This is a genomic window from Streptomyces flavovariabilis, from assembly GCF_000725785.1.
Taxonomy (GTDB): Bacteria; Actinomycetota; Actinomycetes; order Streptomycetales; family Streptomycetaceae; genus Streptomyces; species Streptomyces hawaiiensis.
Genome location: NZ_JNXD01000003.1, coordinates 311,145 through 332,432 on the forward strand (window position 1 = coordinate 311,145; position 21,288 = coordinate 332,432).

The 21,288-nt window shown below is 73.3% G+C and carries 16 protein-coding genes and 1 pseudogene; 9 read left to right on the forward strand and 8 right to left on the reverse strand.

Translation table 11 applies throughout. From position 1 onward, the window contains the following. Window positions 1-101 precede the first annotated feature (101 nt). Window positions 102-710 carry a response regulator transcription factor gene (locus IO24_RS42770; protein WP_031133669.1) on the forward strand — a complete coding sequence of 203 codons (609 nt, stop codon included), beginning with the start codon at window positions 102-104 and terminating at the stop codon, window positions 708-710. Window positions 711-1,001: 291 nt separating this feature from the next. On the opposite strand, the pseudogene IO24_RS46265 reads toward IO24_RS42770, so the two are convergent. From IO24_RS46265 to lanKC, 4 genes and pseudogenes are all read right to left on the reverse strand, one after another. After that, window positions 1,002-2,435 (reverse strand): annotated as a pseudogene (locus tag IO24_RS46265) (ATP-binding cassette domain-containing protein); the annotation flags it as partial. Further along, window positions 2,432-4,273, reverse strand: coding sequence for an ABC transporter ATP-binding protein (locus IO24_RS0108870; RefSeq protein WP_078898930.1), 1,842 nt, complete (start codon window positions 4,271-4,273; stop codon window positions 2,432-2,434). The gene IO24_RS0108870 and the pseudogene IO24_RS46265, both read right to left, overlap by 4 nt. Window positions 4,274-4,355: 82 nt before the next feature. Further along, window positions 4,356-4,472 (reverse strand): SapB/AmfS family lanthipeptide, encoded by a 117-nt coding sequence (locus IO24_RS0108875; RefSeq protein ID WP_031133675.1) that lies wholly within the window; start codon window positions 4,470-4,472, stop codon window positions 4,356-4,358. Window positions 4,473-4,556: 84 nt separating this feature from the next. Next, the gene (gene lanKC, locus IO24_RS0108880; protein ID WP_031133677.1) at window positions 4,557-7,151 is read right to left on the reverse strand and encodes a class III lanthionine synthetase LanKC; all 2,595 of its coding nucleotides are present in this window, start codon (window positions 7,149-7,151) and stop codon (window positions 4,557-4,559) included. Between the two features lie 186 nt (window positions 7,152-7,337). Between lanKC and IO24_RS0108885 the strand changes: the two genes are divergently transcribed. Then, window positions 7,338-9,785 carry a SpoIIE family protein phosphatase gene (locus IO24_RS0108885; protein ID WP_031133678.1) on the forward strand — a complete coding sequence of 816 codons (2,448 nt, stop codon included), beginning with the start codon at window positions 7,338-7,340 and terminating at the stop codon, window positions 9,783-9,785. Window positions 9,786-9,819: 34 nt separating this feature from the next. Here IO24_RS0108885 and IO24_RS0108890 read toward each other — a convergent pair whose 3' ends face one another. Then, a complete protein-coding gene (locus tag IO24_RS0108890; protein ID WP_031133679.1) occupies window positions 9,820-10,515 on the reverse strand; it encodes a type 1 glutamine amidotransferase domain-containing protein in 696 nt (231 codons plus the stop codon). A 152-nt stretch (window positions 10,516-10,667) separates the two neighbouring features. On the opposite strand from IO24_RS0108890, the gene IO24_RS0108895 reads away from it, so the two are divergent. The 7 genes from IO24_RS0108895 to IO24_RS0108925 all read left to right on the forward strand — a co-directional run bounded on the left by IO24_RS0108895 (window position 10,668) and on the right by IO24_RS0108925 (window position 16,285). Beyond that, on the forward strand, window positions 10,668-11,603 hold the full coding sequence (locus tag IO24_RS0108895) for a LysR family transcriptional regulator (protein ID WP_078898929.1): 936 nt from the start codon (window positions 10,668-10,670) through the stop codon (window positions 11,601-11,603). A 74-nt stretch (window positions 11,604-11,677) separates the two neighbouring features. Next, on the forward strand, window positions 11,678-12,097 hold the full coding sequence (locus IO24_RS0108900) for a CBS domain-containing protein (RefSeq protein ID WP_031133683.1): 420 nt from the start codon (window positions 11,678-11,680) through the stop codon (window positions 12,095-12,097). A 192-nt stretch (window positions 12,098-12,289) separates the two neighbouring features. After that, on the forward strand, window positions 12,290-12,463 hold the full coding sequence (locus IO24_RS45580) for a hypothetical protein (protein WP_167551596.1): 174 nt from the start codon (window positions 12,290-12,292) through the stop codon (window positions 12,461-12,463). Between the two features lie 103 nt (window positions 12,464-12,566). After that, window positions 12,567-13,634 carry a glucose-1-phosphate thymidylyltransferase gene (locus IO24_RS0108910; protein ID WP_031133685.1) on the forward strand — a complete coding sequence of 356 codons (1,068 nt, stop codon included), beginning with the start codon at window positions 12,567-12,569 and terminating at the stop codon, window positions 13,632-13,634. Next, window positions 13,631-14,611, forward strand: a complete 981-nt coding sequence (gene rfbB / locus IO24_RS0108915) for a dTDP-glucose 4,6-dehydratase (protein ID WP_031133687.1) — start codon at window positions 13,631-13,633, stop codon at window positions 14,609-14,611. The genes IO24_RS0108910 and rfbB overlap by 4 nt, the downstream gene beginning before the upstream one ends. Beyond that, complete coding sequence (gene rfbD / locus IO24_RS0108920) at window positions 14,608-15,495, forward strand: dTDP-4-dehydrorhamnose reductase (RefSeq protein WP_031133689.1); 888 nt, start codon at window positions 14,608-14,610, stop codon at window positions 15,493-15,495. The genes rfbB and rfbD overlap by 4 nt, the downstream gene beginning before the upstream one ends. Continuing rightward, on the forward strand, window positions 15,482-16,285 hold the full coding sequence (locus IO24_RS0108925) for a class I SAM-dependent methyltransferase (RefSeq protein WP_031133691.1): 804 nt from the start codon (window positions 15,482-15,484) through the stop codon (window positions 16,283-16,285). Before rfbD ends, IO24_RS0108925 begins: the two co-directional genes overlap by 14 nt. A 374-nt stretch (window positions 16,286-16,659) precedes the next feature. Here IO24_RS0108925 and rfbC read toward each other — a convergent pair whose 3' ends face one another. The 3 genes from rfbC to IO24_RS0108940 all read right to left on the reverse strand — a co-directional run bounded on the left by rfbC (window position 16,660) and on the right by IO24_RS0108940 (window position 21,288). After that, a complete protein-coding gene (rfbC, locus tag IO24_RS0108930) occupies window positions 16,660-17,268 on the reverse strand; it encodes a dTDP-4-dehydrorhamnose 3,5-epimerase (protein ID WP_031133693.1) in 609 nt (202 codons plus the stop codon). A 4-nt stretch (window positions 17,269-17,272) separates the two neighbouring features. Continuing rightward, window positions 17,273-19,216, reverse strand: a complete 1,944-nt coding sequence (locus tag IO24_RS0108935) for a glycosyltransferase family 2 protein (RefSeq protein ID WP_031133695.1) — start codon at window positions 19,214-19,216, stop codon at window positions 17,273-17,275. A 173-nt stretch (window positions 19,217-19,389) separates the two neighbouring features. Next, window positions 19,390-21,288 (reverse strand): DEDDh family exonuclease, encoded by a 1,899-nt coding sequence (locus IO24_RS0108940; RefSeq protein ID WP_031133697.1) that lies wholly within the window; start codon window positions 21,286-21,288, stop codon window positions 19,390-19,392.

Below are 21,288 nucleotides of genomic sequence, written 5' to 3' on the forward strand. Positions count from 1 at the left end.
CTGATGGCCGGATCATCGCGCCCACGCAGGGTCACGGTCGCGAACAATGGGGCACGCGCTCAAGACGACGAGGGGGCGTACGGCGAGCGGAGGGGGTGGCAGTGATCCGGGTGCTTCTGGTGCACGACGAGTGTCTGGTGAGGTCGGTGCTGGCGGAGTGGCTGCGGCAGGAGTCCGACCTGCTGGTGCACGACACGTCGTGGCGCGGCGCGCCGGGCACGGTGCGGTCGGTCCGGCCGGACGTGTGCGCGGCGGACCTGGAGTGCGCGGACTCCTACGGCATCCCTCCGCTGGGCGAACTGTGCCGGCCGGGGCCGGAGCGCGTGCGGCCGCGATTACTCGTGCTCGCCACCGCGAACCGGCCGGGCCTGCTGAAGCGGGCGGTCGAGGCGGGGGCGCTCGGCTACGTCGACAAGGAGGGGTCCCCGCAGAATCTTCTGCGCGGGATCCGTCGCGTCGCCGAGGGGGAACGTTTCGTCAATGACTCGCTGGGCTTCGGGTTCCTCAAGGCGGCCGAGATGCCGCTGACCCGCAGAGAGCTGAGCGTGTTATCCCTCGCGGCCGAGGGAGCCTCCATCGCGGAGATCGCCGGGAGCCTGCACCTGTCCCACGGGACGGTGCGCAACTACATGGCGGCCATCACCCGCAAGACGGGGGCCCGCAACCGCATCGACGCGATACGCATCTCGCAGGGCCAGGGCTGGCTCTGATCCTCGCCGGGCCGGTGCGGGGGCCCAGCTCCCGACGAGGTCCCGGTACAGCGCGGAGGACCGCATCAGCTCCTCATGGCTGCCGTACGCCGTGCTCCGGCCGTCCATCACCAGGACACGGCCGGCGCGGCGGGCCGAGCTGATGCGGTGGGCCACGACCACCAGGGTCCCGCCCGGCCGTGCGGCGAACGCCCGCTCCGCCCGCTCCTCCGTCTCGGGGTCCAGATGGCAGGTCGCCTCGTCGAGCAGGGCGAGCGGCGCGTACGACAGGTAGGCCCGGGTCAGCGCGACCAGCTGCCGTTCGCCGGCCGACAGCGCCGCCGGATCGACCCGGGCGCCGAGCCCGCCGAGCCGGCCGGCCAGCGGGGTGAGGCCGACCGCTTCGGCCGCGGCCAGCAGCTCCTCCTCGGGCACCGGGTCCGGGCGCAGGTACGCGAGGTTCTCGGCCAGGGTGCCGCCGAACACGTAGGCCTCCTGCGGGATGAGCACCCGCTCGGCGGCGGCCTGCGGGCCGGGCACGGGATGTCCGCCGACCCGGATGGCGCCGCGCGAGGGTGTGAGCAGCCCTGCCACAAGGGCGGTGAGCGTGGACTTGCCGGTGCCGCTGGGGCCCACGACGGCCAGGTGCGCGCCGGATGGGAGGACGAGGTCGAGATCCTGGACGACCGGCGCGCTGGCGGGGCCGTAGGCGAAGGTGACGGAGGCGAGGGAGAGGGCGGGGGGCGGGGCGGTGTGGTTCGTGGCGGTGCCGGCCGGCCCGGGGCCGCTGTCCGGATCGGGTGCCTCGGTGTCCGTCCTGGCCAGCCTGCGCAGCACCACCGTCAGCCGGGAGCCGCTCGTGCCCAGGCCGTGGATCAGGTTGCGCAGGGCCGGGAGCAGGGACTGGGTGACGTAGGCGAGGGCGCCGACCAGGGCGCCGGTGGTGACGCCGTGGGCCAGCAGCCAGGGCGCGGCGGCGAGCAGCAGCACGACCGGCAGCTGGCCGCCGATCGTCAGGGACGCCACGCGCAGCACGCCCCAGTGGGCCAGGGCGCGCGCCGCCCGCAGTTCGGCCTCGACCCGTTCCCCGGTGCCGGCGGCGATGTGCGCCTCCGCCCCGGTCGCCGTGACGTCCCGCAGGCCCGGGCAGACGGTGCCGAGGTGACCGGCGAGAGCCTCGTCGGCGAGCAGGAACGTCTCCTGCCGCCGGGCGAGCGGCCGCAGCGTCGCGGCGAACAGCGCCATGCCGGCGGCCAGGGGAGGCCCCACCACCAGCAGGAGCGGCGGGGCGAGTGCGAACAGGCCCGCCAGAGCCCCGGCTGCGGTGAACACGAAGGAGCGGGAGACCATGACCAGCCCGGCGAAGGTGTCCCGGGCGATCTCCACCTGCTGGGTGAGCCCGGACAGGGAACCCGCGTCGCCGGTGCGCACCCCGCGCGAGACCACCCGCTCCACGAGCCGGTCCCGGAGCGGTTCGACCAGCGCGGCGACGGCGGCGTAGACCCGGGCGGTCCCGTACGCGCCGACCAGGACACCGACCCCGGTCACCGCCAGCCAGAACAGCCCGACGTCCGCCCGGCCGCGCAGGAACCCCTCGTCCAGGGCGCGGGCGGGCCCGTACCCGATGAGGAAGGTCTGCCCGGTCTCCAGCACGGACCAGCCGGCGAGCCGCAGCAGGACCCGCGGGCGGGCCAGCAGGAAGCGCAGTCCCCGGGCGGGGAGGCCGGTGGGGTGCAGGGCCGTCATGAATCCGTCCCGTCCCCGGCCGCCGCGCCCGTACGCGTCCGGCCGCTCGTGCTGTCACGTTCCTCTCCGTGTCCGTCCCGGGTGTCCGGGGCCGGTGGCGCGTCGCCGGCGCACGTATCCGCGAGTCCCGCCCCGTCCCCGAACGCGGCCCGGTACTCCGCGAGCCGCCACAACTCCTCGTGCCGTCCCACCGCCCGCACCCGCCCCCCGTCCAGCCACGCCACGGCATCCGCGCACGCGGCCGTCGCCCCGCGGTGGGCGACCAGCAGCCGGGTGCTGCCCGGGCCGTCGCCGAACAGGGCGTCGGTGATGCGGCGTTCCGTCACCGTGTCGAGGCTGGAGAGGGCGTCGTCGAGGATCAGCAGGCGCCCGCCGTGCGCGAAGGCCCGGGCGAGACCCAGCCGTTGGGACTCGCCGCCGGAGCGCGGGGCGTCGGCGACGGCCGTGCCGTATCCGTCGGGGAGACGGCGGACGAAGTCGTCCGCGAGGGCCGTGCGGGCCGCCTCGCGGATCCGGGCGGGGGAGGGGGACGGCAGGCCCAGGCCGATCGCCTGTTCCACCGTGCCGCCGAGGAGAGCGGGGCGGGCGAAGGCGTAGCCGACGGCGCCGCGCAGGTCGTGGTGCGGCAGCTCGCGCAGCGGCACACCGTCCAGGAGCACCTCTCCCGCGTCCGGGTCGGCCAGCCTGCCGGCGAGCGCGGCCAGCAGCGACTTGCCCGCGCCGGAGCGGCCGACCAGGGCCAGGGTCGTGCCGCCCGGCACGTCGAGGTCCACCCCCTCGAGCACGGTGCGCCCGCCGCGCCGGGCCGTCACCCCGCGCAGCTCCAGCCGGCCGGGGCCGTCGGGCAGCCGGCGGGTGCCGAAGGCGGTGGCGGGCTCGGTCTCGACCTCGCCGAGGCGCCGGGCCGCGGCCCGGGCCCGGGCCAGGCCGGCGAGCCGGCCGACCAGCATGCCGACGCCCGTGGCGAGCACCGCGTACCGGGAGGCCGCCAGTACCTCGCCCACCGAGAGCCGGTCCCGGGTGAGCAGTACCCCGGCCACGGCGACGACTGCGAGTTGCAGCAGCGGGGCCACGGCGACCGCCCTGGCCGCGGCCCGCCCCTGCACCCGCCACATGCGGTGTCCGGCCCGGGACAGATCGGGCAGCGCCCGCAGCACACGGGCCGTTTCGCGGCCTTCCGCGCCGGCCGCCCGGACGGTGAGGACCCCCTCGACGGCCTCCGCCAGCGCGGCCGCGATCCGGCCCTGGGCCCGCTGATAGCGCGACGCGCTCTCGGAGGTGTCGCGGGAGACGGCGCGCAGCAGAAGCGCGAGCACGGGGGCTCCGGCGAGGAACACGGCCGCGAGCCACCAGTCGATCAGACCCAGCGCGACGACCCCGCCGACGGGACCGGCGAGTGCGGCCAGCAGCGCCGCGCGGGCCGCCGGAGTGGTCCCCGCCTCGGCGGCGTTGCCGACCAGCCGCGCGACGAGGTCACCGGAGCCGAAGCGGTCGGCCGCCCGCGGGCCGACGCCCAGGACGTGCCCGGTCAGCCGGCGGCGCAGCCATGCGGTGGTACGGGCGTCGACGGTGCCGGTGAGGACGGTCTGGACCGCGTCGAGCACACCGAGCAGCAGGACGAGGCCGGCGCAGCAGAGCACCCACCGGGTGGCCGGGGCGTGCGCCAGCAGCAGATCGAGGGCCCGTCCCAGCGCCGCCGGCAGCAGCAGTCCGGCACCCGTCGCGGCGATGCTCACCAGGCACAGCGCCACACAGCGGGACCCGCTGTACCGGGTGGCCGTGCGCAACAGCGTGCGAGCGTGTCCGGCCGCCGGGTCGTCGTCGCCGCGCGAGGTCATACGGGCCTTTCCTGGGGCGGGAAGGACCCCGGGCGGCCCCTCCCCGAAGGGAGAGAGCCGCCCGGAGCGAGCAGACCGTGGATCAGAGACAGAGCAGCACGCTCGCGGCGCTGATGCAGGAGAGCAGGCTCAGCGTGCTGTTGCCGCCGCCGTCCGTGCGCTCTTCGGTCTCGATGGTCTGCAGGTCGAGAAGTGCCATGGTGTGTCCTTCCGTTGGGTGTCCGTCCGTGGTCATCCGTGGGGACGGGGTGGTGTCACGACTCCGCGGGATGGCGGAACCGCGTCAGTGGGGCCGCCGGCTGGGCGGCGGGAGGAACGGCAGGTGGGCGCCGGTCGCCGGGTCGAGGGCCGCGCCGAGTGCCAGCAGGCACCCTGCCGTTCCGGTGGCGAGGTCCATGGAGAGCCGCATCATCTGGTGTCCGGGGAAGGCCAGCTGGCCCTGGTAGGCCATCGCGAACCAGCCGAGCCCGGCGATCTGCCCGGCCAGCCGGTCCGCGGTCGCGCCCGGCGTGGCCGTGCGGCTGAGGTGCAGGATCATTCCGGCGCGGCCCTGGAACAGGCCGGGCTGCGCGTAGAAGCGTGAGGTGGCCGCGGTGAGCACACCGGAGCGGGCCGTCTCGAACTCCCCGGCGTGGCCGGGGGAGTGGGCCACGAGGTCGTCGAGGACCATGCCGAGGCCCGCGCTGCCGTCGCCGAGGTAGGGCAGGGTGCGCCAGCCCTCGTCGACTTCCAGTGACCCGTTCTCGCGGGTCATGCAGGACGCCAGGTCCCGGCGCAGGGCCACGGCCGCCGCTTCCAGCCAGGCTTCCTCGCCGGTCCACTCGTACTGCCGCAGCATGAGCAGTGCGGGGCCGCTCGCGCCGCGCAGCAGTCCGGCGCGCGGCCGGGACGTGGCCGGGAACGGTTCGGTGAGCCGCTGGACGAGGATCCGCGCGGCTTCGTGGGCCCGTTCGCCCAGCTCCGACTCGCCGGTCGTCCGGGCCAGATGCCCGAGGACCAGGCCCAGCCCGGCCAGTCCGCCGTGCAGGTCGGAGGAGAGGTTCTGCCACCGTTCGGCGAGGATGCCCTCGACCAGGTCCAGTGCCCGCTGCCGGTGGCCGAGCCGGTCGAGGACCAGGGCGACGCCGGCGAGCCCGTCGTACAGGCCGAGCGGTGTGCCGACGGGGGCCGGTGCCGTGCGGTCCAGCAGCCAGCGCTCGCCCTCCTCGTACCGCTCGGCGCCGGCCGCGTCCAGCGCGAACAGCACCCCCGCGGCGCCGTGGGCGAGCCCGAGCCCGCCGCCGTCGGAGAACTGGGCGACGTCGCCGGGGAAGAGCCGGTCGTCGCGCTCCGGGGTGGCCGAGGCGAGGATGGCCTTGACCATCGAGTCGCGGCTGTACGGCCAGTCGCCCGGGTCCACCGGCGAGGAGGGAGCGGCCACCGTACGGCCGGACACCTCCCGGGTGATCTCGGTGACCGCCTCGTCGAGGAACTCCCGCGGCACGTCCGGGAACTGCTCCGCGATCACTTCGGCCAGGTGTGCCGCCTTGCCGCGGTCGACCACGAACAACGTGGTCACGGGCAGGAACAGGGCCAGCCGCAGACAGGCCAGCGCGTAGCGGTCGACGTCGGCGCCCCGGCGGTCCGGCGGCGCGAAGAACCCGGGGTGGGCGACGACCTGGCGGCCGTTCTCCCCGACCGGGGCCGCGGCCTCGAAGTCGAGGAGGAACACCGTCTCCTCGTCCGGGGCGACCATGATGTTGAAGACGTGCAGGTCGTTGAAGACGATGCCCCGGTCGTGCACCGCCGCCACCGCCTCCTCCACCCTGCGGTGGATGCGCAGGGCCCATGCCGTGTAGGCGGCGACGGCCTCCGGGCCGGGGTCCTGGGTGAGCAGCGGATGCCGCTCGGCGAAGAAGGAGTTGAGCGGACGGCCTTCCAGGAAGTCCATCACCAGGAAGCGGTGACCGCCGAGTTCGAACCAGTCGCGCACCTCCGGGACCACGCCCGTGCCCGCGACCTGCTCCAGCGCCTGCTTCTCCCGTTCCAGCCGGGCGATCGCGTCGGCGCCGTCCGAGGCGAGCCCCGCGTGCGGCCGGCCCTCCTTGAGGACGATCCTGCGCCCGTCACGGGTGTCGGTGCCCACGTACACCCCGCCGCCGTTGGAGAAGTGCAGCGCCTTCTCGATCCGGTACGGCAGCTCACCCGTCGTCGTGTTGTTCCGCGCGTCGAGGTGCGGCTGGAGGAACGCGGGCAGGGTCACCCACTCGGGCACCTGGAAGGACGGCGACCGCCGGTCCGGCACCAGCCGCCCCTCGCCGTCCCGCACCGCCGGCACCAGCGAGCCCCGCTCGTCCACGACGAACGTGCGGGCGAAGGCGCCGTAGCGGACATACAGCGGGCCCTCGCCCCAGCGCAGGTCGGTGAGGATGTACGGCCCCTCGAAACCCTCCAGCAGCGCGCCCAGCTCGCGCAGCACCTGGTGCAGCTGCTCCTCGTCGGCCGGGTACACGGTGACGAACTTGCCGCTGCCGTCGCGCGGCGCGTACTTGGTGTTGCGCAGGTGGAGCAGGTGCGGACCCGGCACGAACTTGAAGGGGACGCGCCGCTCGACGCAGTAGTCCCACACGATCCGCGCGATGTCCTCCGCGTTCGCCCGGGTCGCCGAGGCGTGGATCTTCCACCCCTGGGCCGGGCCCTGCAGCGGTGCGCCGTCCGGGCCGAGCGGCGTCAGCGTCAGCCAGTCGCCGATCCGGGCCGACTCCCAGCCCTCCGGCAGCGGCCGGCGGGCCGTCTCGTAGAGGTGGGCGGCGCTCTCCTGCCCGCCCCGCGCCAGCCGGTCCGGCGTCTCGTAGAAATGCCGGTCGGCCAGCGCGTACACCTCGTACCGCTTGTCCATGCGTCCCCCTCCGTGACGGAAACCGAGCCTTCCAGCCACGAGCCGGGCACGCACAGTCACGCCTGTCACGAGAACACCGTGCGGAACGCACGCGTTAAGACCTGTTCGGTTTCTTTCGAGCGTCCGCGTCAGCGCCGTTCCACGGAACGCCCACAGGGGCTGCGCAGGTGTCGTATAAGCGCTGTAATGGCCAACGTGGTCAGTCAGGGCGCCCGAGAGCGCGGAACGCGAACGCTGCGTGCCGAAGGTGCCCTCAAAGCGATCGCGGCCGATCAGGAGTCGCCCGAACGACTGCGCCGCGTCCTCGAACAGGCACTCGTCTTCGCCGGTGCGGCGTTCGCCGCCGTCTACGCGCCCAGCCAGGACGGCGAGCTGCTGTGCCTGATGGAGTCGGCAGGGGTCCCGAGGACGCTGTACGGACTGCGCGACAGCTACCCGCGCGCCGGGCGCTCCCCGGTCGCCGAGGCCCACCGGGGCGGACGGCCGGTGTCACTGAGCCCGGCGGAACTCGCCGAAGACGCCCAGGCGCGGCGCACGCCGTCCGGGGACTTCTTCCTCACAGCCCTGCCCGTGCAGGGGGACGGCGGCTGCCTGCTGGCCGTGAGCGAGCGCCCCGAAGGCTTCACAGCCGACGACCTCGGATGCCTGGAGCTCATCTCCGCGGCGGTCGCCCTCACCGCCCCGGCCGCGCCCGCCGAGGCCGGTGACCTGCCGCCGAGCGCCTTCAGCCTCGCCATGGACACCGGCCGCGTCCGGGTCGGCGACGACCTGCTGGACCTGTTCGGCCTGGACCCCGTGGAGTTCGACGGCCGGATCGAGACGCTGCTCAGCCTGACCGTGCCCGAGGACCTCCCCTCGCTGATGTCCGTGGTGGAGGCCGACCACATGTCCATCGGCGACCGCGAGCTGGAGTTCCGGGTGCTCCAGCCCGCCGGGGCGCCGAAGTGGCTCCGGCTGCGCGGGCGCCTCCTGCCCGGCGGCGAGGGCCGCCCGGCCCGGCTCGTGGGCACCGTCGTGGACGTCTCCACCCTGCGCTCCGACGTCACCGACGTGGCCCGCGTCCAGCGCCTGGCCGCCGCGCTGGCCACCGCCGTCACCGTCCGCGACGTGGGCAAGGCCGTGGTCGCCGCCCTGCGCCGGCCGCTGCGGGCCGACCGGATCGCGCTCGCCGAGCTGGAGAGCGAACGGCTCGTCGTCACCGTCCTCGACCCGCCCGAACCCGAGTCATGGCCAGAGCTGTGGCGGTCGGAGTGGCGCACCGAGTGGCCCGACGCACCTGTGCGCGCCATGCCCACCCTCGCCGCCGCACTGCGCGAGGGCCGGGCCCGCATCTGGCCCGCCGGCAGCCCCCTGGAACGCGCTCTGGCCGAGGTCGGCCCCGGAGGCCTCGCGGTCCTGCCGCTGCCGGCCGGGAACCGCATGGCCGGCGCCTGCCTGATCGGCTGGGACACCCCGCACGACTTCGGCACCGACGAACGCGCCCTGCTCACCGCCTGCGCCGGCCTCGCCGGACAGGCCCTGATGCGGGCCCGGGCCTTCGACGCCGAGCACGAACTCGTCGGCATGCTCCAGCGCCAGTTGCTGCCGCGCAGCCTGCCCCGGCTGCCGGGCGCGGTGGCCGTCGCCCGCTACCTGCCCAGCACGGCGGGGCTCGAACTCGGCGGCGACTGGTACGACGTCATCCCGCTGCCCGACAACCACGTCGCCCTCGTCATCGGCGACGTCCAGGGTCACAGCGCCGGCGCCGCCACCCTCATGGGCCAGATGCGCACCGCCCTGCGCGCCTACGCCGTCGAGGGGCACCCGCCGGACGTGGTGGTCGGGCACGCCAACCGGCTGCTGATGGACATGGAGAGCGACCTCTTCGCGACCTGTTGCTACGTCGACGTCGACCTGGAGGAGGGCGCGGCCTGGTGCGTGCGCGCGGGGCATCTGCCGCCGGTGCTGCGCTACCCGGACGGCCGGACCGACATCGCGGAGGCCGAGGGCGGGCCGCCCCTCGGGGTGGTCACCCGGGCCGACTTCCCCATGAGCCCGCTCCGGCTCCCGCCGGGCACCGTGATCACCCTGGTCACGGACGGTCTGGTCGAGACGCCGGACTCCGACATCGACGAAGGCATGGACCACCTCGCCGAGCGGCTGGCCGGCGCCGCACCCGCCGACCTGGGGCTCGTCGCCGACGCCCTCCTCGGCAACGCCCCGCGCAGCGACGACGTCGCCCTGCTCCTCCTGCGGTACGACGGAATGGACCTGCGCCCGCTCCGGGAGAGCTGGACGGTCTGGCGGGTGCCGCAGGCCGTCGGGCACGCCCGCCGCTTCGCCCGGCGCACCCTGCGCTCCTGGGGCGTCACCGTGGACTACGACGCCGCGCTCCTCGTCGTCTCCGAACTCGTCACCAACGCCCTGGTCCACACCGACGGCAAGGTCCGCATGGACCTCACCCTCGTCAACAACCGGCTGCGCATCGCCATCGCCGACGCCTCCCCCCGCTCACCGGTCAGACCGGCCAGCATCGGCTGGGAGGCCACCGGCGGCCGGGGCATCCTCCTTGTCGAGGCCCTCGCCGCGACCTGGGGCACCCTGCCGGTCAGCGGCGGCAAGCAGGTGTGGGCGGAACTGGTGCTGGGCCGCTGAGCGACGACCGGCCCGGCCCCGGTGATGCCCCTGCTCAGCCCAGCCGCTTCAGCAGTTCCTCCGCCAGCGGGGCCGACGACGCGGGGTTCTGGCCCGTGATCAGGTTGCGGTCGGTGACCACGTGCGGGGCCCACGGCTCGCCGGCCCGCACGGTCACCCCGGCCTCGGTGAGGCGGTCCTGGAGCAGCCATTCGGCCCGGTCGGCGAGACCGCCCTGGATCTCCTCGGCGTTGGTGAACGCCGCGACCTCGTAGCCGGCGAAGACGTTCCCGCCGTCGGCCCCGACAGCGGCCAGCAGCGCGGCCGGCCCGTGGCAGACGACACCGAGCGGCCTGCCCGACTCCAGGACCTGTGTGAGCAGCCGGCCGGAGTCGGCGTTCACGGCGAGGTCCTCCATCGGGCCGTGGCCGCCGGGGTAGAAGACGGCCGCGTAGTCGTCCGGCCGGACGTCCTCGAGACGGACGGGACGCCGCAGCTCGGTGAAGGACTCCAGCGCCTTCGCGATCCGGTCGGCGTTCTCCCGGCCCCCGTTCACCTCGGGAGCGAGAGAGGCCCGGTCGACGGTGGGTACGACACCGCCGGGCGTGGCCACGACGACCTCGTGGCCGGCGGCCCGGAACGCCTCGTACGGGGCGACGGCCTCCTCGGCCCAGAAGCCGGTGGGGTGCTCGGTGCCGTCGGCCAGGGTCCAGGTGTCGGCGCCGGTGACGACGAAGAGGATCTTCGACATGGGTGCATCTCCAGTGGGAAGGGCCGCAGTCGGACAGCGCGGCGATGACGGGGACGACACGACCGTAGGCGCCCGGGCCTCCGGTTTTCCAATGGCAGACCCAATGGCAGCCATAGGCTTTCCAATGGCGCGGCGCGGTAGGGTCGGACCGCGTGAGGCCCATCGACCCCCTGAGCACGACCGGCACGCCCGCACAGCCCGACCTCAACCTGCTGCGCACCTTCCTGGCCGTCTACCGGTCCGGGTCCTTCACGGCCGCCGCGCAGCTGCTGGGCCTGTCCCAGCCGACCGTCACCACGCAGATCCGCTCGCTGGAACGGCAGACCCGCCGGGAGCTGTTCGAACGGCTCCCGCGCGGCGTCGCCCCGACCACCGTGGCCGACGAACTCGCGGCCCGTGTCGCCGCCCCCCTCGACGCGCTCGCCGAGGCCACCGGTCACGGCCCACGGGCGGAATCGCGCGTCGATCCGGTCCATCTGGCCGGGCCCGCCGAGCTGCTGTCCACCCGGGCCCTGCCCGCCCTCGCCCCGCTCGTCACCGAGGGCGTGCGGCTGCGCGTCGCGACGGGACTGACCGAGCCTCTGCTCGACGAGCTGCGGGCCGGCCGTCACGACCTGGTGATCGCCACCGGCCGGCCCCGCGGCCGCACCCTGTCCGCGGTGCCGCTGACGGACGAGGAGTTCGTCCTGGTCGCCGCACCCGCCTGGGCCGACCGTGTCGCGCAGCGCCCGGCCGCCGACCGACCCGCCGCGTTGCACGACGTCCCGCTGATCACATACGCCGAGGACCTGCCCATCGTGCGCCGCTACTGGCGGCACGTCTTCGGCCGGCGCCTGAACTGCCGCGCCGCCGTCTCGGTGCCGGACCTGCGGGCCGTCCTGGCGCTGGTCACGGCCGGCGCCGGCTTCAGCGTGCTGCCGCGCTACCTGTGCGCCGGGGAACTGGAGTCCGGCGCCCTGGTCCTCCTCGACGCCCCCGAGGACGCCCCGATCAACACCGGCTTCCTCGTCCAGCGGCCCGGTACCTCGGACAACCCGCACGTCGCCCTCGTCCGCGACCGTCTGCTGGAGGCCGGGCGTACCTGGTGACACCGCGGGCCGGCCGGGTACCCGGCGTGGCGCAGGACGGAGAAACCGCCACGAGCCGAAGGAAGAGGAACGTCATGGCTCAGCATGTCCGCGACATCATGACCGGCGACCCCGTCACCGTCGAGCAGCAGACCTCCGTCGCCGAGGTGGCGCGCATCATGCGCGACGAGGACCTCGGAGTCGTCCTGGTGACGGACGGCGACAATCTGCGCGGTCTGGTCACCGACCGCGACCTGGTGGTCCGGTCGGTCAGCAGGGGCGGCGACCCGGAGCAGACCACCGTGGCCGGCGCGTGCAGCGACGAACTGGTCACCGTCAGCCCCGACGAGGACCTGACCCAGGCGGTGGAGCTGATGCGCGAGCACTCCGTGCGCCGCATCCCGGTCGTCGACCACGGGCACCCCGTGGGCATCGTCTCCCTGGGCGACATGGCCATGGAGCGCGACCCGGAGTCGGCGCTCGGCGACATCAGCGCCGCACGCCCCAACGGCTGACGGGCAGCACCCCACCGGACGGTCCCCGCGCACCTCGCCGTGCGCGGGACCGTCGTACGTCTTCCGAACACCTCACAGGGGATGGGGAGTTCGGCAGCGGGGCACGGGCGTCCGGGACCGGGTTTGTTCGGTTTTTCGCTGGGGACTCGAACATCAGTGGAAGCAGAAGGAAGATGATGAGTCGTGGAGTCCATGGACACCAGTGAGAAGCCCGTCGTCCGTCAGCACGAGACCGGCTGGTCGAAGGCGCGCCGCCTGCGCGGAAAGGCCGCGCTGCGGACCTGCCTCCCCGCCGTCGAGGACCGGGGCACCCCCAGGGCGGTGCAGTCCGGGGCGGAGTGGAACATCGTCCGGGGTGAGGACTGATCCCTCTCCGGAACACCGCGCGGTGACGAGCCGGGTGACACCGCGCGTCGACAACTAAAGAAGTGATGTTCACATCCGCCGGATCACGACTAAGGTGAACCGAATGAAGGCTCTCGTGCTGTCCGGCGGCGCAGGAACAAGACTGAGGCCGATCACGCACACGTCGGCCAAACAACTGGTGCCCGTGGCCAACAAGGCCGTGCTGTTCTACGGGTTGGAGTCGATCGCCGAGGCCGGCATCACCGACGTGGGCATGATCGTCGGGGAGACGGCCGAGGAGATCGAGGAAGCGGTGGGAGACGGGTCGAAGTTCGGCCTCGACGTCACCTACATCCCGCAGGAGCGGCCCCTCGGGCTGGCCCACGCGGTGCTGATCGCCCGGGACTACCTCGGTGACGACGACTTCGTGATGTACCTCGGCGACAACTTCATCGTCGGCGGCATCACCGGGCTCGTCGAGGAGTTCCGAGCCCACCGGCCCGACGCCCAGATCCTGCTCACGCGCGTGGCCGACCCGCGCGCCTTCGGCGTCGCCGAACTCGACCCGTCCGGCCAGGTGATCGGCCTGGAGGAGAAACCCGACCAGCCCAAGAGCGACCTCGCGCTGGTCGGCGTCTACATGTTCACGCCCCTGATACACGAGGCGGTCCGCGCCATCGAACCGTCCTGGCGCGGCGAACTGGAGATCACCCACGCCATCCAGCACCTGATCGACACCCGCGCCGACGTGCGCTCCACGGTCATCACGGGCTACTGGAAGGACACCGGCAACGTCGGTGACATGCTCGAGGTGAACCGCATGGTCCTCGAGGGCATGGAACGCCGCATCGACGGCGACGTGGACGAGGTGTCCGAGACCATCGGCCGAGTGGTGGTCGAAGAGGGCGCGCGGATCGTCGACTCCCGTATCGTCGGGCCCGCCGTCATCGGCTCGGGCACCGTCGTCAGCAACTCCTATGTGGGCCCCTTCACCTCCGTCGCCGAGAACTGCCGCATCACCGACAGCGAGCTGGAGTTCTCCATCGTGCTGCGGGATTCCTCGATCCAGGGCGTCGGCCGGATCGAGGCCTCGCTGATCGGCCGGCACGTCGAGGTGACCCCGGCCCCCAGCGTTCCCAGCGCCCACCGCCTCGTCCTCGGAGATCACAGCAAGGTGCAGATCACTTCATGAACCTCCTCGTCACCGGCGCCGCCGGGTTCATCGGCTCCCGCTACGTGCGCGCACTGCTCGCCTCGGACGCGCCCGACGCGCCGCGCATCACCGTGCTGGACAAGCTCACCTACGCCGGCACCCTCGACAACCTCGAACTGACCCATCCGCGGCTGGAGTTCGTGCAAGGCGACATCTGCGACGCCGAACTGGTCGACAAACTGATGGCCGACGCCGACCAGGTCGTGCACTTCGCCGCCGAGTCCCATGTGGACCGCTCGATCAGCGGTGCCGCCGACTTCGTCCGCACCAACGTCCTCGGCACCCAGACCCTCCTGGACGCCGCCCTGCGCCATGGCACGGGCCCGTTCGTGCACGTCTCCACCGACGAGGTCTACGGCTCCATCGAGACCGGCTCCTGGCCGGAGACCCACCCGCTGCAGCCGAACTCGCCGTACTCGGCCTCCAAGGCCTCCTCCGACCTGCTCGCACTGGCCTACCACCGCACCCACGGCCTGGACGTGCGCGTCACGCGCTGCTCCAACAACTACGGCCCGCACCAGTTCCCCGAGAAGGTCATCCCGCTGTTCGTCACCAACCTCCTCGACGGCCACAAGGTGCCGCTGTACGGCGAGGGCCGCAACATCCGCGACTGGCTGCACGTCGACGACCACTGCCAGGGCGTCGACCTCGCCCGCACCCAGGGCCGGCCCGGCGAGATCTACAACATCGGCGGTGGCACCGAGCTCACCAACAAGGAGCTCACCGGCCTGCTCCTGGACGCCTGCGGAGCGGACTGGGACCGGGTGGAGTACGTCGAGGACCGCAAGGGCCACGACCTGCGCTACTCCGTCGACTGCTCCAAGGCCCGCGACGAACTCGGCTACCGCCCCCGCCACGACTTCACCACCGGCCTCGCCGAGACCGTCGCCTGGTACCGCGACAACCGGGCCTGGTGGGAGCCCCTGAAGCGGCGCGTCGCCCAGGAGCGGGCATGAGGTGGCTGATCGCCGGGGCGGGCGGAATGCTCGGGCGGGACGTCGTCGAGGAACTCACACGGCGTGGCGAGACCGTCGCGGGCCTCGACCGCGCGTCCCTGGACATCACGAGCCCCGAAGCCGTCGACGCCGCCGTGCGGGAGCACCGCCCCGGCCTCGTCGTGAACTGCGCCGCCTACACGGCCGTCGACGACGCCGAGACCGACGAGGCCCGCGCCCTGGAGATCAACGGGGACGGCCCGCGTCTGCTGGCCCGGGCATGCGCCGCGCACGGCGCCCGCATGATCCACGTCTCCACGGACTACGTCTTCTCCGGCGAGGCTCGCACCACCCCCTACCCGGAGGACCATCCGACGGGCCCGCGCACCGCCTACGGCCGCACCAAGCTGGCCGGGGAGCGGGCCGTACTGGAAGAGCTCCCCGGGGCGAGTGCGGTGCTGCGCACGGCCTGGCTGTACGGCGTCCACGGCTCCAGCTTCGTCCGCACCATGATCGGGCTGGAGGCCCGCCGCGACACCCTCGACGTCGTCGACGACCAGCGGGGGCAGCCCACCTGGAGCGCGGACGTCGCCGGGCGGATCGCCGACCTCGGCCCCCGGCTAGGCCCCGATGCGCACGGCGTCTTCCATGCGACCAACTCCGGCGAGGCCACCTGGTACGACCTCGCCCGCGAGGTGTTCTCCCTCATCGGCGCCGACCCGGACCGGGTGCGCCCCACCAGCAGCGCGGCCTTTCCCCGGCCCGCGCCCCGCCCGGCGTACAGCGCTCTCGCACACCGCCGCTGGCAGGAGATCGGCCTGCCACTGCCGCGCGACTGGCGCTCCGCCCTGCACGAAGCACTGCCCCGCATCCGCAAGGAAGGTCTTCCTCGTGAAACGCCATGAGTTCCTCCGGGAACTGCACAAGGTCAGCGCCAATCGCAACTACCTGGAGATCGGCGTCAACGACGGGCGCAGCCTGACGCTGTCCCGCGTCCCCAGCATCGCGATCGACCCCGCCTTCAAGGTGGTCTCGGAGCTGAGGTGCGACGTCCACCTGGTGAAGGCCACCAGCGACGACTTCTTCGCGCGCGACAATCCGCTCCAGCACCTCAAGGGCGGCCGTCACCCGCTGCGCAACCTCCGCCGCGGCCGCAGCCCGATCGGCTACTGGCGCAAAACGACGCTGGACCTGTCGTTCATCGACGGCATGCACCTGTTCGAGTTCGCGCTGCGCGACTTCATGAACGTCGAGAAGTACTCGGACTGGTCCAGTGTGATCGTCCTCGACGACATGCTGCCGCGCAGCATCGACGAGGCGGCCCGGGACCGGCACACCAACGCCTGGACCGGCGACGTCTACAAGATCACCGAGGTGCTGGCGCGCTACCGCCCCGACCTCGTCACGGTGCAGGTGGACACCGCCCCCACCGGCCAGCTGGTCGTCTTCGGCGCAGACCCGAACAACCGGGTCCTGCACGACAAGTACGACGAGATCATGGCCGAGTACAAGATCCCCGACCCGCAGAAGGTCCCCGAGGCGATCCTGGAACGGGCCGGCGCGGTCCGCCCCGAGGCCCTCGTGGAAGCGGGCTTCTGGCGCCCCCTCGCGCAGGCCCGCAACCGCGGCCTGCCCCGCGCCGTCGGCTGGGAGCCCCTGCGCAAGGCCCTGCAGCAGGTCGGCGTGAGCCGCTGAACGACTGCGCCGGCCACCGCCCGGGGGTGGCCGGCGCCGACGACCTGCCCGGCCTCACGGAGCACAGGCCCGGACGCCGCACGCGTCCGGGCCTGCGGTGTGTCCGGGACTCGGCTCAGGGAGCTTGCAGGGCGGGCACCGCCCCGCGGCACACCGGCTGAGGGAGCCGCGGGTGCCAAGCCTCTACGGCCGCGGCGGGAGCGGAGCGGCTCCACCGGCTTCGGCAGTCGGAGCCCCGGAACGACGGCCGACGGCGCGCCCGGCCCGCCTCGTGCCCCGGGCCGTGGCAGGCACCGGCCCGTGACGCATGACGGGCCGGGCGCATCCTGAGCCCGCGCCGTCCCTGGGGGGGGCCCCTCCGCCTCTTTCAGGCGTCAGCAGCCCCCGGCCCGCCCGCGCAGTTCCTCGTAGTACGCCAGGCAGGCGTCGTACGACGGCAGCAGCCCCTGGCGTTCCGCCTCCGCCAGGGTCGGGGCCTGTTCGTCCTTGGGGGAGAGGAGCGGCGTGATGCCCTCGGGCCACTCGATGCCCAGGGCCGGGTCGAGCGGGTGGATGCCGTGTTCGCGGCCCGGGGCGTAGCCCTCCGAGCACAGGTAGACGACCGTCGCGTCGTCCGTGAGGGCCATGAACGCGTGGCCGAGGCCCTCCGCCAGGAACACCGCGTGCCGCGTGTCGTCATCGAGCGGTACGGCCTCCCACTTCCCGTAGGTGGGGGAGCCCACCCGGATGTCGATCACCACGTCCAGGACGGCACCGCGTACACAGGTGACGTATTTGGCCTGGCTGGGCGGCACGTCGGCGAAGTGCACGCCCCGCAGCACGCCCCGCCGCGAGACCGAACAGTTGGCCTGGGCCAGTGACAGGTCGTGACCCGTCGCCTCGCGGAACTCCGCACCGCGATACCACTCGTGGAAGCTGCCCCGGTCGTCCGGGAAGACCTTGGGCTCCAGAACCCAGGCACCCTCTATACCCAGCGGTCGCATGCCGTCACCGCCCTCCGGCCTTGATACGGGAACTCACTTTCCGGCGCGCGGCACCCAGGACGCGTCGCGCACGCCGGGCCAGCCGGAGCGCGACACCGGGCCCCGGCGCCGGCGTCACCAGCACGCTCCCGCCCCCGGCCCGCAGGGCGAACGGCAGGCCGGTGAAACGGGCCCGGTCGGCGCCCGGGTTCAGGCACACGGCCACCCGCCAGACGTCGTCCGAGAGATCCTCGGCGGGCAGCGCCGCCGCCAGCACCGAGCCCGGCCGGTCCGCGCCGGGGGAGAGCGTGCCCGGCACCTCCAGGATCCGGCCGGAGGAGACGAACCTCAGCCGCACCCCGGTCTCGCCCGCGGCGTGCACCGGGAGCAGGACACGGAAGCGCCCCTCGGAGACGGCGACGTCCCCCAGCTGCACGCGGCCCAGCCCGAGCCGCTTGCCGCGCGCACCGAGCTCCAGGGAGAGGTTGCCGTGCGGTTCGGTCCAGTACGGCAGGACCGGTCGGTCACCGACGAGGCCCACGTCCGGCGTGGGCCGGTTCTCGCGCGGCGCCGGGCCCAGCCGGCACTCCTTGGTCCAGCCGCCCGCCTTCACCCGGACGAGTGCGTCCCAGGCGCCGTCCCGCGGCAGGTCGGCCGGGTCGACCGTGGCGGTGGCCCGCAGCACCAGCCGGACCTCCCCGCCGTCCCCGGCCGGCACGGTCTCGCGGGTGAACTCCACCGGCTGGAAGTACTGCGCGGCGCTGGAGCGCTCCCGCAGCAGCAGATCGGCCGTGGCCTGCCCGAATCGCGCGGCGGTCTCCGAGGCCACCCACCGCACCGCCTCGGGCACGTCCTTCGGCACATCGGTCAGCGGCGCGGCCTCGGCGTCGGCGGGGAACAGCATCGGCTCACCGCCGGACAGATACTCGGCCGTGAAGCCGACGGTCAGTGAACCGTCGCGCCATTCGATGCCCTCGGGTGTCGCCGTGGGGGCGACGCCGGCCTCCCACTCCGCGAAGGCCACCACGTCGTCGTACCGGTCGGCCGCCGTCAGCGCGGCGACGACCTGCTGCGTCGGCTGCAGACCGGCCGCGACACCGGGCCCGAAGCGCTCGACGACGACCTCGTGGATCTCCCCGAACAGCTCCCTGCGGTAGTCGTCCGGCAGGTTCAGGAAGCGCCGGCCCCGCAGCCGCTCGACCATCTCCACGCGCAGCCAGCGCCGGAACAGCCGGTCGCGCACCGGACCGGGCTCGGTGTACTGCTCGACGACGTCCAGAGCCTCGCGGAGGTTCCTGAAGTAGCCGACGGGGTCGAAGCGTTCGAACCCGGCGTTGGAGCCGTCGTCCCGTCGGAGGTGGTAGTAGCAGACGTAGTCGCTGAGCACGGACACGTTCTCCGCGCGCAGATACGCCTCGGCGACGAAGACGTGGTCCTCCAGGCGCCGTCTGCCTTCAGGGAAGCGCAGGCCGATGCGGTCCAGGAAGGCCCGGCGGACCATCTTGTGCGGGGTGAGGCTGTCGATGAGCGGGGCGTTCTCGACGGTGGCACGCGGATGGTTGCGGCGGAACAGCTCCACCGGCACCCCGCGGCCCTTGCCGGCCATCTTGCCCACGACGACGTCGGCGCCGTTGGCCACGCCGTAGTCGTACATCCGCTCCAGGGCCTCGTCGCCCAGGTAGTCGTCGTTGTCGACGAACATCACGAACTCGCCCCGGGAGGCCTCGATGCCGACGTTACGGGGCTTGCCCGACCAGCCGGAGTTCTCCTGGTGGATGACCTTGATCCGGGGGTCCTCGGCGGCGAGCGCGTCGAGCCGGGCCGGGGTCTCGTCGGTCGAGCCGTCGTCGACGAAGATCACCTCGAACTCTTCGGGAGGCAGCGACTGCCGCTGCAGCGAGGAGATGCAGTCCTCGATGTAGATCCCCGGGTTGTACACGGGGATGATGACGCTGACCTTGACCGGCATCGGGTTTCCGGGCCCCTTCGGGTCGCTCGCCGTAGACGTCCTGTTGTAGTGCGTGTTGCCCGATGCTAACCCGCTCGGCGAGGTGGCCTCACCTTTCGAGACCTCGCCGTGATCATCTCTGCCGGCAGGGCAACTGAGCTGCGGTGTCTGTCTGTTCGCGGTCAAGGTGCGCTTCAGTCGGAGACATTCACACCGTAGGTCCGGGCAAGGGCGTCCAGCCCTTGGTCGTACCCCTGCCCCACGGTGCGCAGGCGCCACAGCGGGCCGCGGCGGTAGAGCTCGGCGAGCACCAGGGTGCGCTCGGTGGTCGCGGCGTCCAGAGTGGCCTGGACCAGGGGTGCGGCGCTGGGGCCCGGGCCGGAGCTGATGTGGATCGCGCCGACGTCCCCGAAGGTGGGCGAGCCGTCGACGGCGGCGGCGACGACAACCTTGCGGGCTGAGGGCGGCAGTGCGGCGAGATCGACGCCGATCGTCTGCTCGGTCGGCCCGTCGCTGTGCAGCCGCACCGTCCCGCCCGGATTCTCCGGCGCACCGTAGAAGACGAAGTCCTCGTCGAAGCAGACCTGTTCCTCCTCGTCGACGACGAAGGCGACCACGTCGATCTCGCACGACGTCTGCTGCGCCCAGGTCGCGGTGACGGTCCAGGGGACCGCAGTCGTGGGCCCGCTCGGCTGCGGCAGGTCGATGACGCCTCCGCGCGGGAGGACGCATGCCGCCGCCGCTCCGCCGCTCCGCCGGGACAGCGGGGTGAGGGCCGGGGCGTCGAGCCATGTGGCGTCGTGCGTGGGGAACGCGAGGGTGGTGATCCGCTTCATCCGGCGGTCCCGCTCGCCGCCGTCCAGGAGCACGACATCGGTGACACTCGAGGAGAGGTTGATCGCCGCTGCCCCGCCGAGCTCGACGATCCTGCCGCGGGCCGTGACGGCTTCGGGGTGCGTGCCACCCAGCACCAGGACGCGTCGGCCGGACAGGGGACGGTCCTGGGTGGCCGGGTGTGCCGCATGCGCGGGCGTGGACGGTGCCGATCGCGCCGGGCCGGGGAGGGCGGCGGCGGGGACCGTGGGCTCCTGGCCGGATCGCGTTGCGGACGTGGGGGGCACTGCGGGCGTCGCGGGCGAGGGGATCGCGGCATCGGAGCTCCGTGTCCGCTCATGCGGTGTCCCCGGCCGTACGTCCCCCAGCAGCCTCACGAACGTGGACTCGTCGAGCACCGGCACGCCCTCGGCCAGGGCGCGCCGCGCCTTGCCGGAGCCGGACGTGGCGTCGTTGGTGACCAGTGCGCTGGTGTGCCGGCTGACGGACGTCATGATGTTGAGCCCGGCCTCGACGGCCCGCCGCTCCAGCTCCGCGCGTGGCGTCAGCGTCTCACCGGTGATCGCGACCTTCATGCCCTGCACCAGTGGCCCGTCCGGCTCCGGCCGCCCCGGATTGCGGTAGGCGCACGGTGTCTTGGCCGTCCGGGGAGCGAACCGGGGGTCCTGGCGGGGCGGGCAGGACACGAACGGCAACGGCAGTTCGAGGCGCGCCGCCTCCCGCAGTGAGGCGCGCAGCACGCCCGCCAGCACCCGGGTGTCGTCGAGCGCGTCGTGTGCCCTGACCTGGGGGACGCCGTAGTGGGCGGCGAGCGTGCCCAGCCTGAGATCCCCGGTCGGCGGATCGACCCGTCGGTTCAGTGCGAGGGTGCACAGGCGACGGGTCACCGGCAGCGCCGTGCCGGCACGGGCGAACTCGTGGGCGAGGAAGTCGTAATCGAACTGGGCGTTGTGCGCGACGAGCACCCGGTCCCGCAGCATCGCGGCGATCCGCGGCGCGACCCTGTCGAAGACCGGCGCACCGCGCAGCCTCTCGGACGTCAGCCCGTGGACATGCACCGGCCCTGGATCGCAGCCGGGGTCGAGGAGCGTCGAGAACTCGTCCGTCTGCTCCCCGTCCGGGCCCAGGATCACCACGGCCAGGGACAGCACCCGGTCACGGCGGGCGACCAGCCCTGACGTCTCCACGTCGACCACCGCCCAGTCGTAGGCGTAGTCGCGCAGGCCGGACGCATCGAAGGCGGGTGAGACGAGAGACAT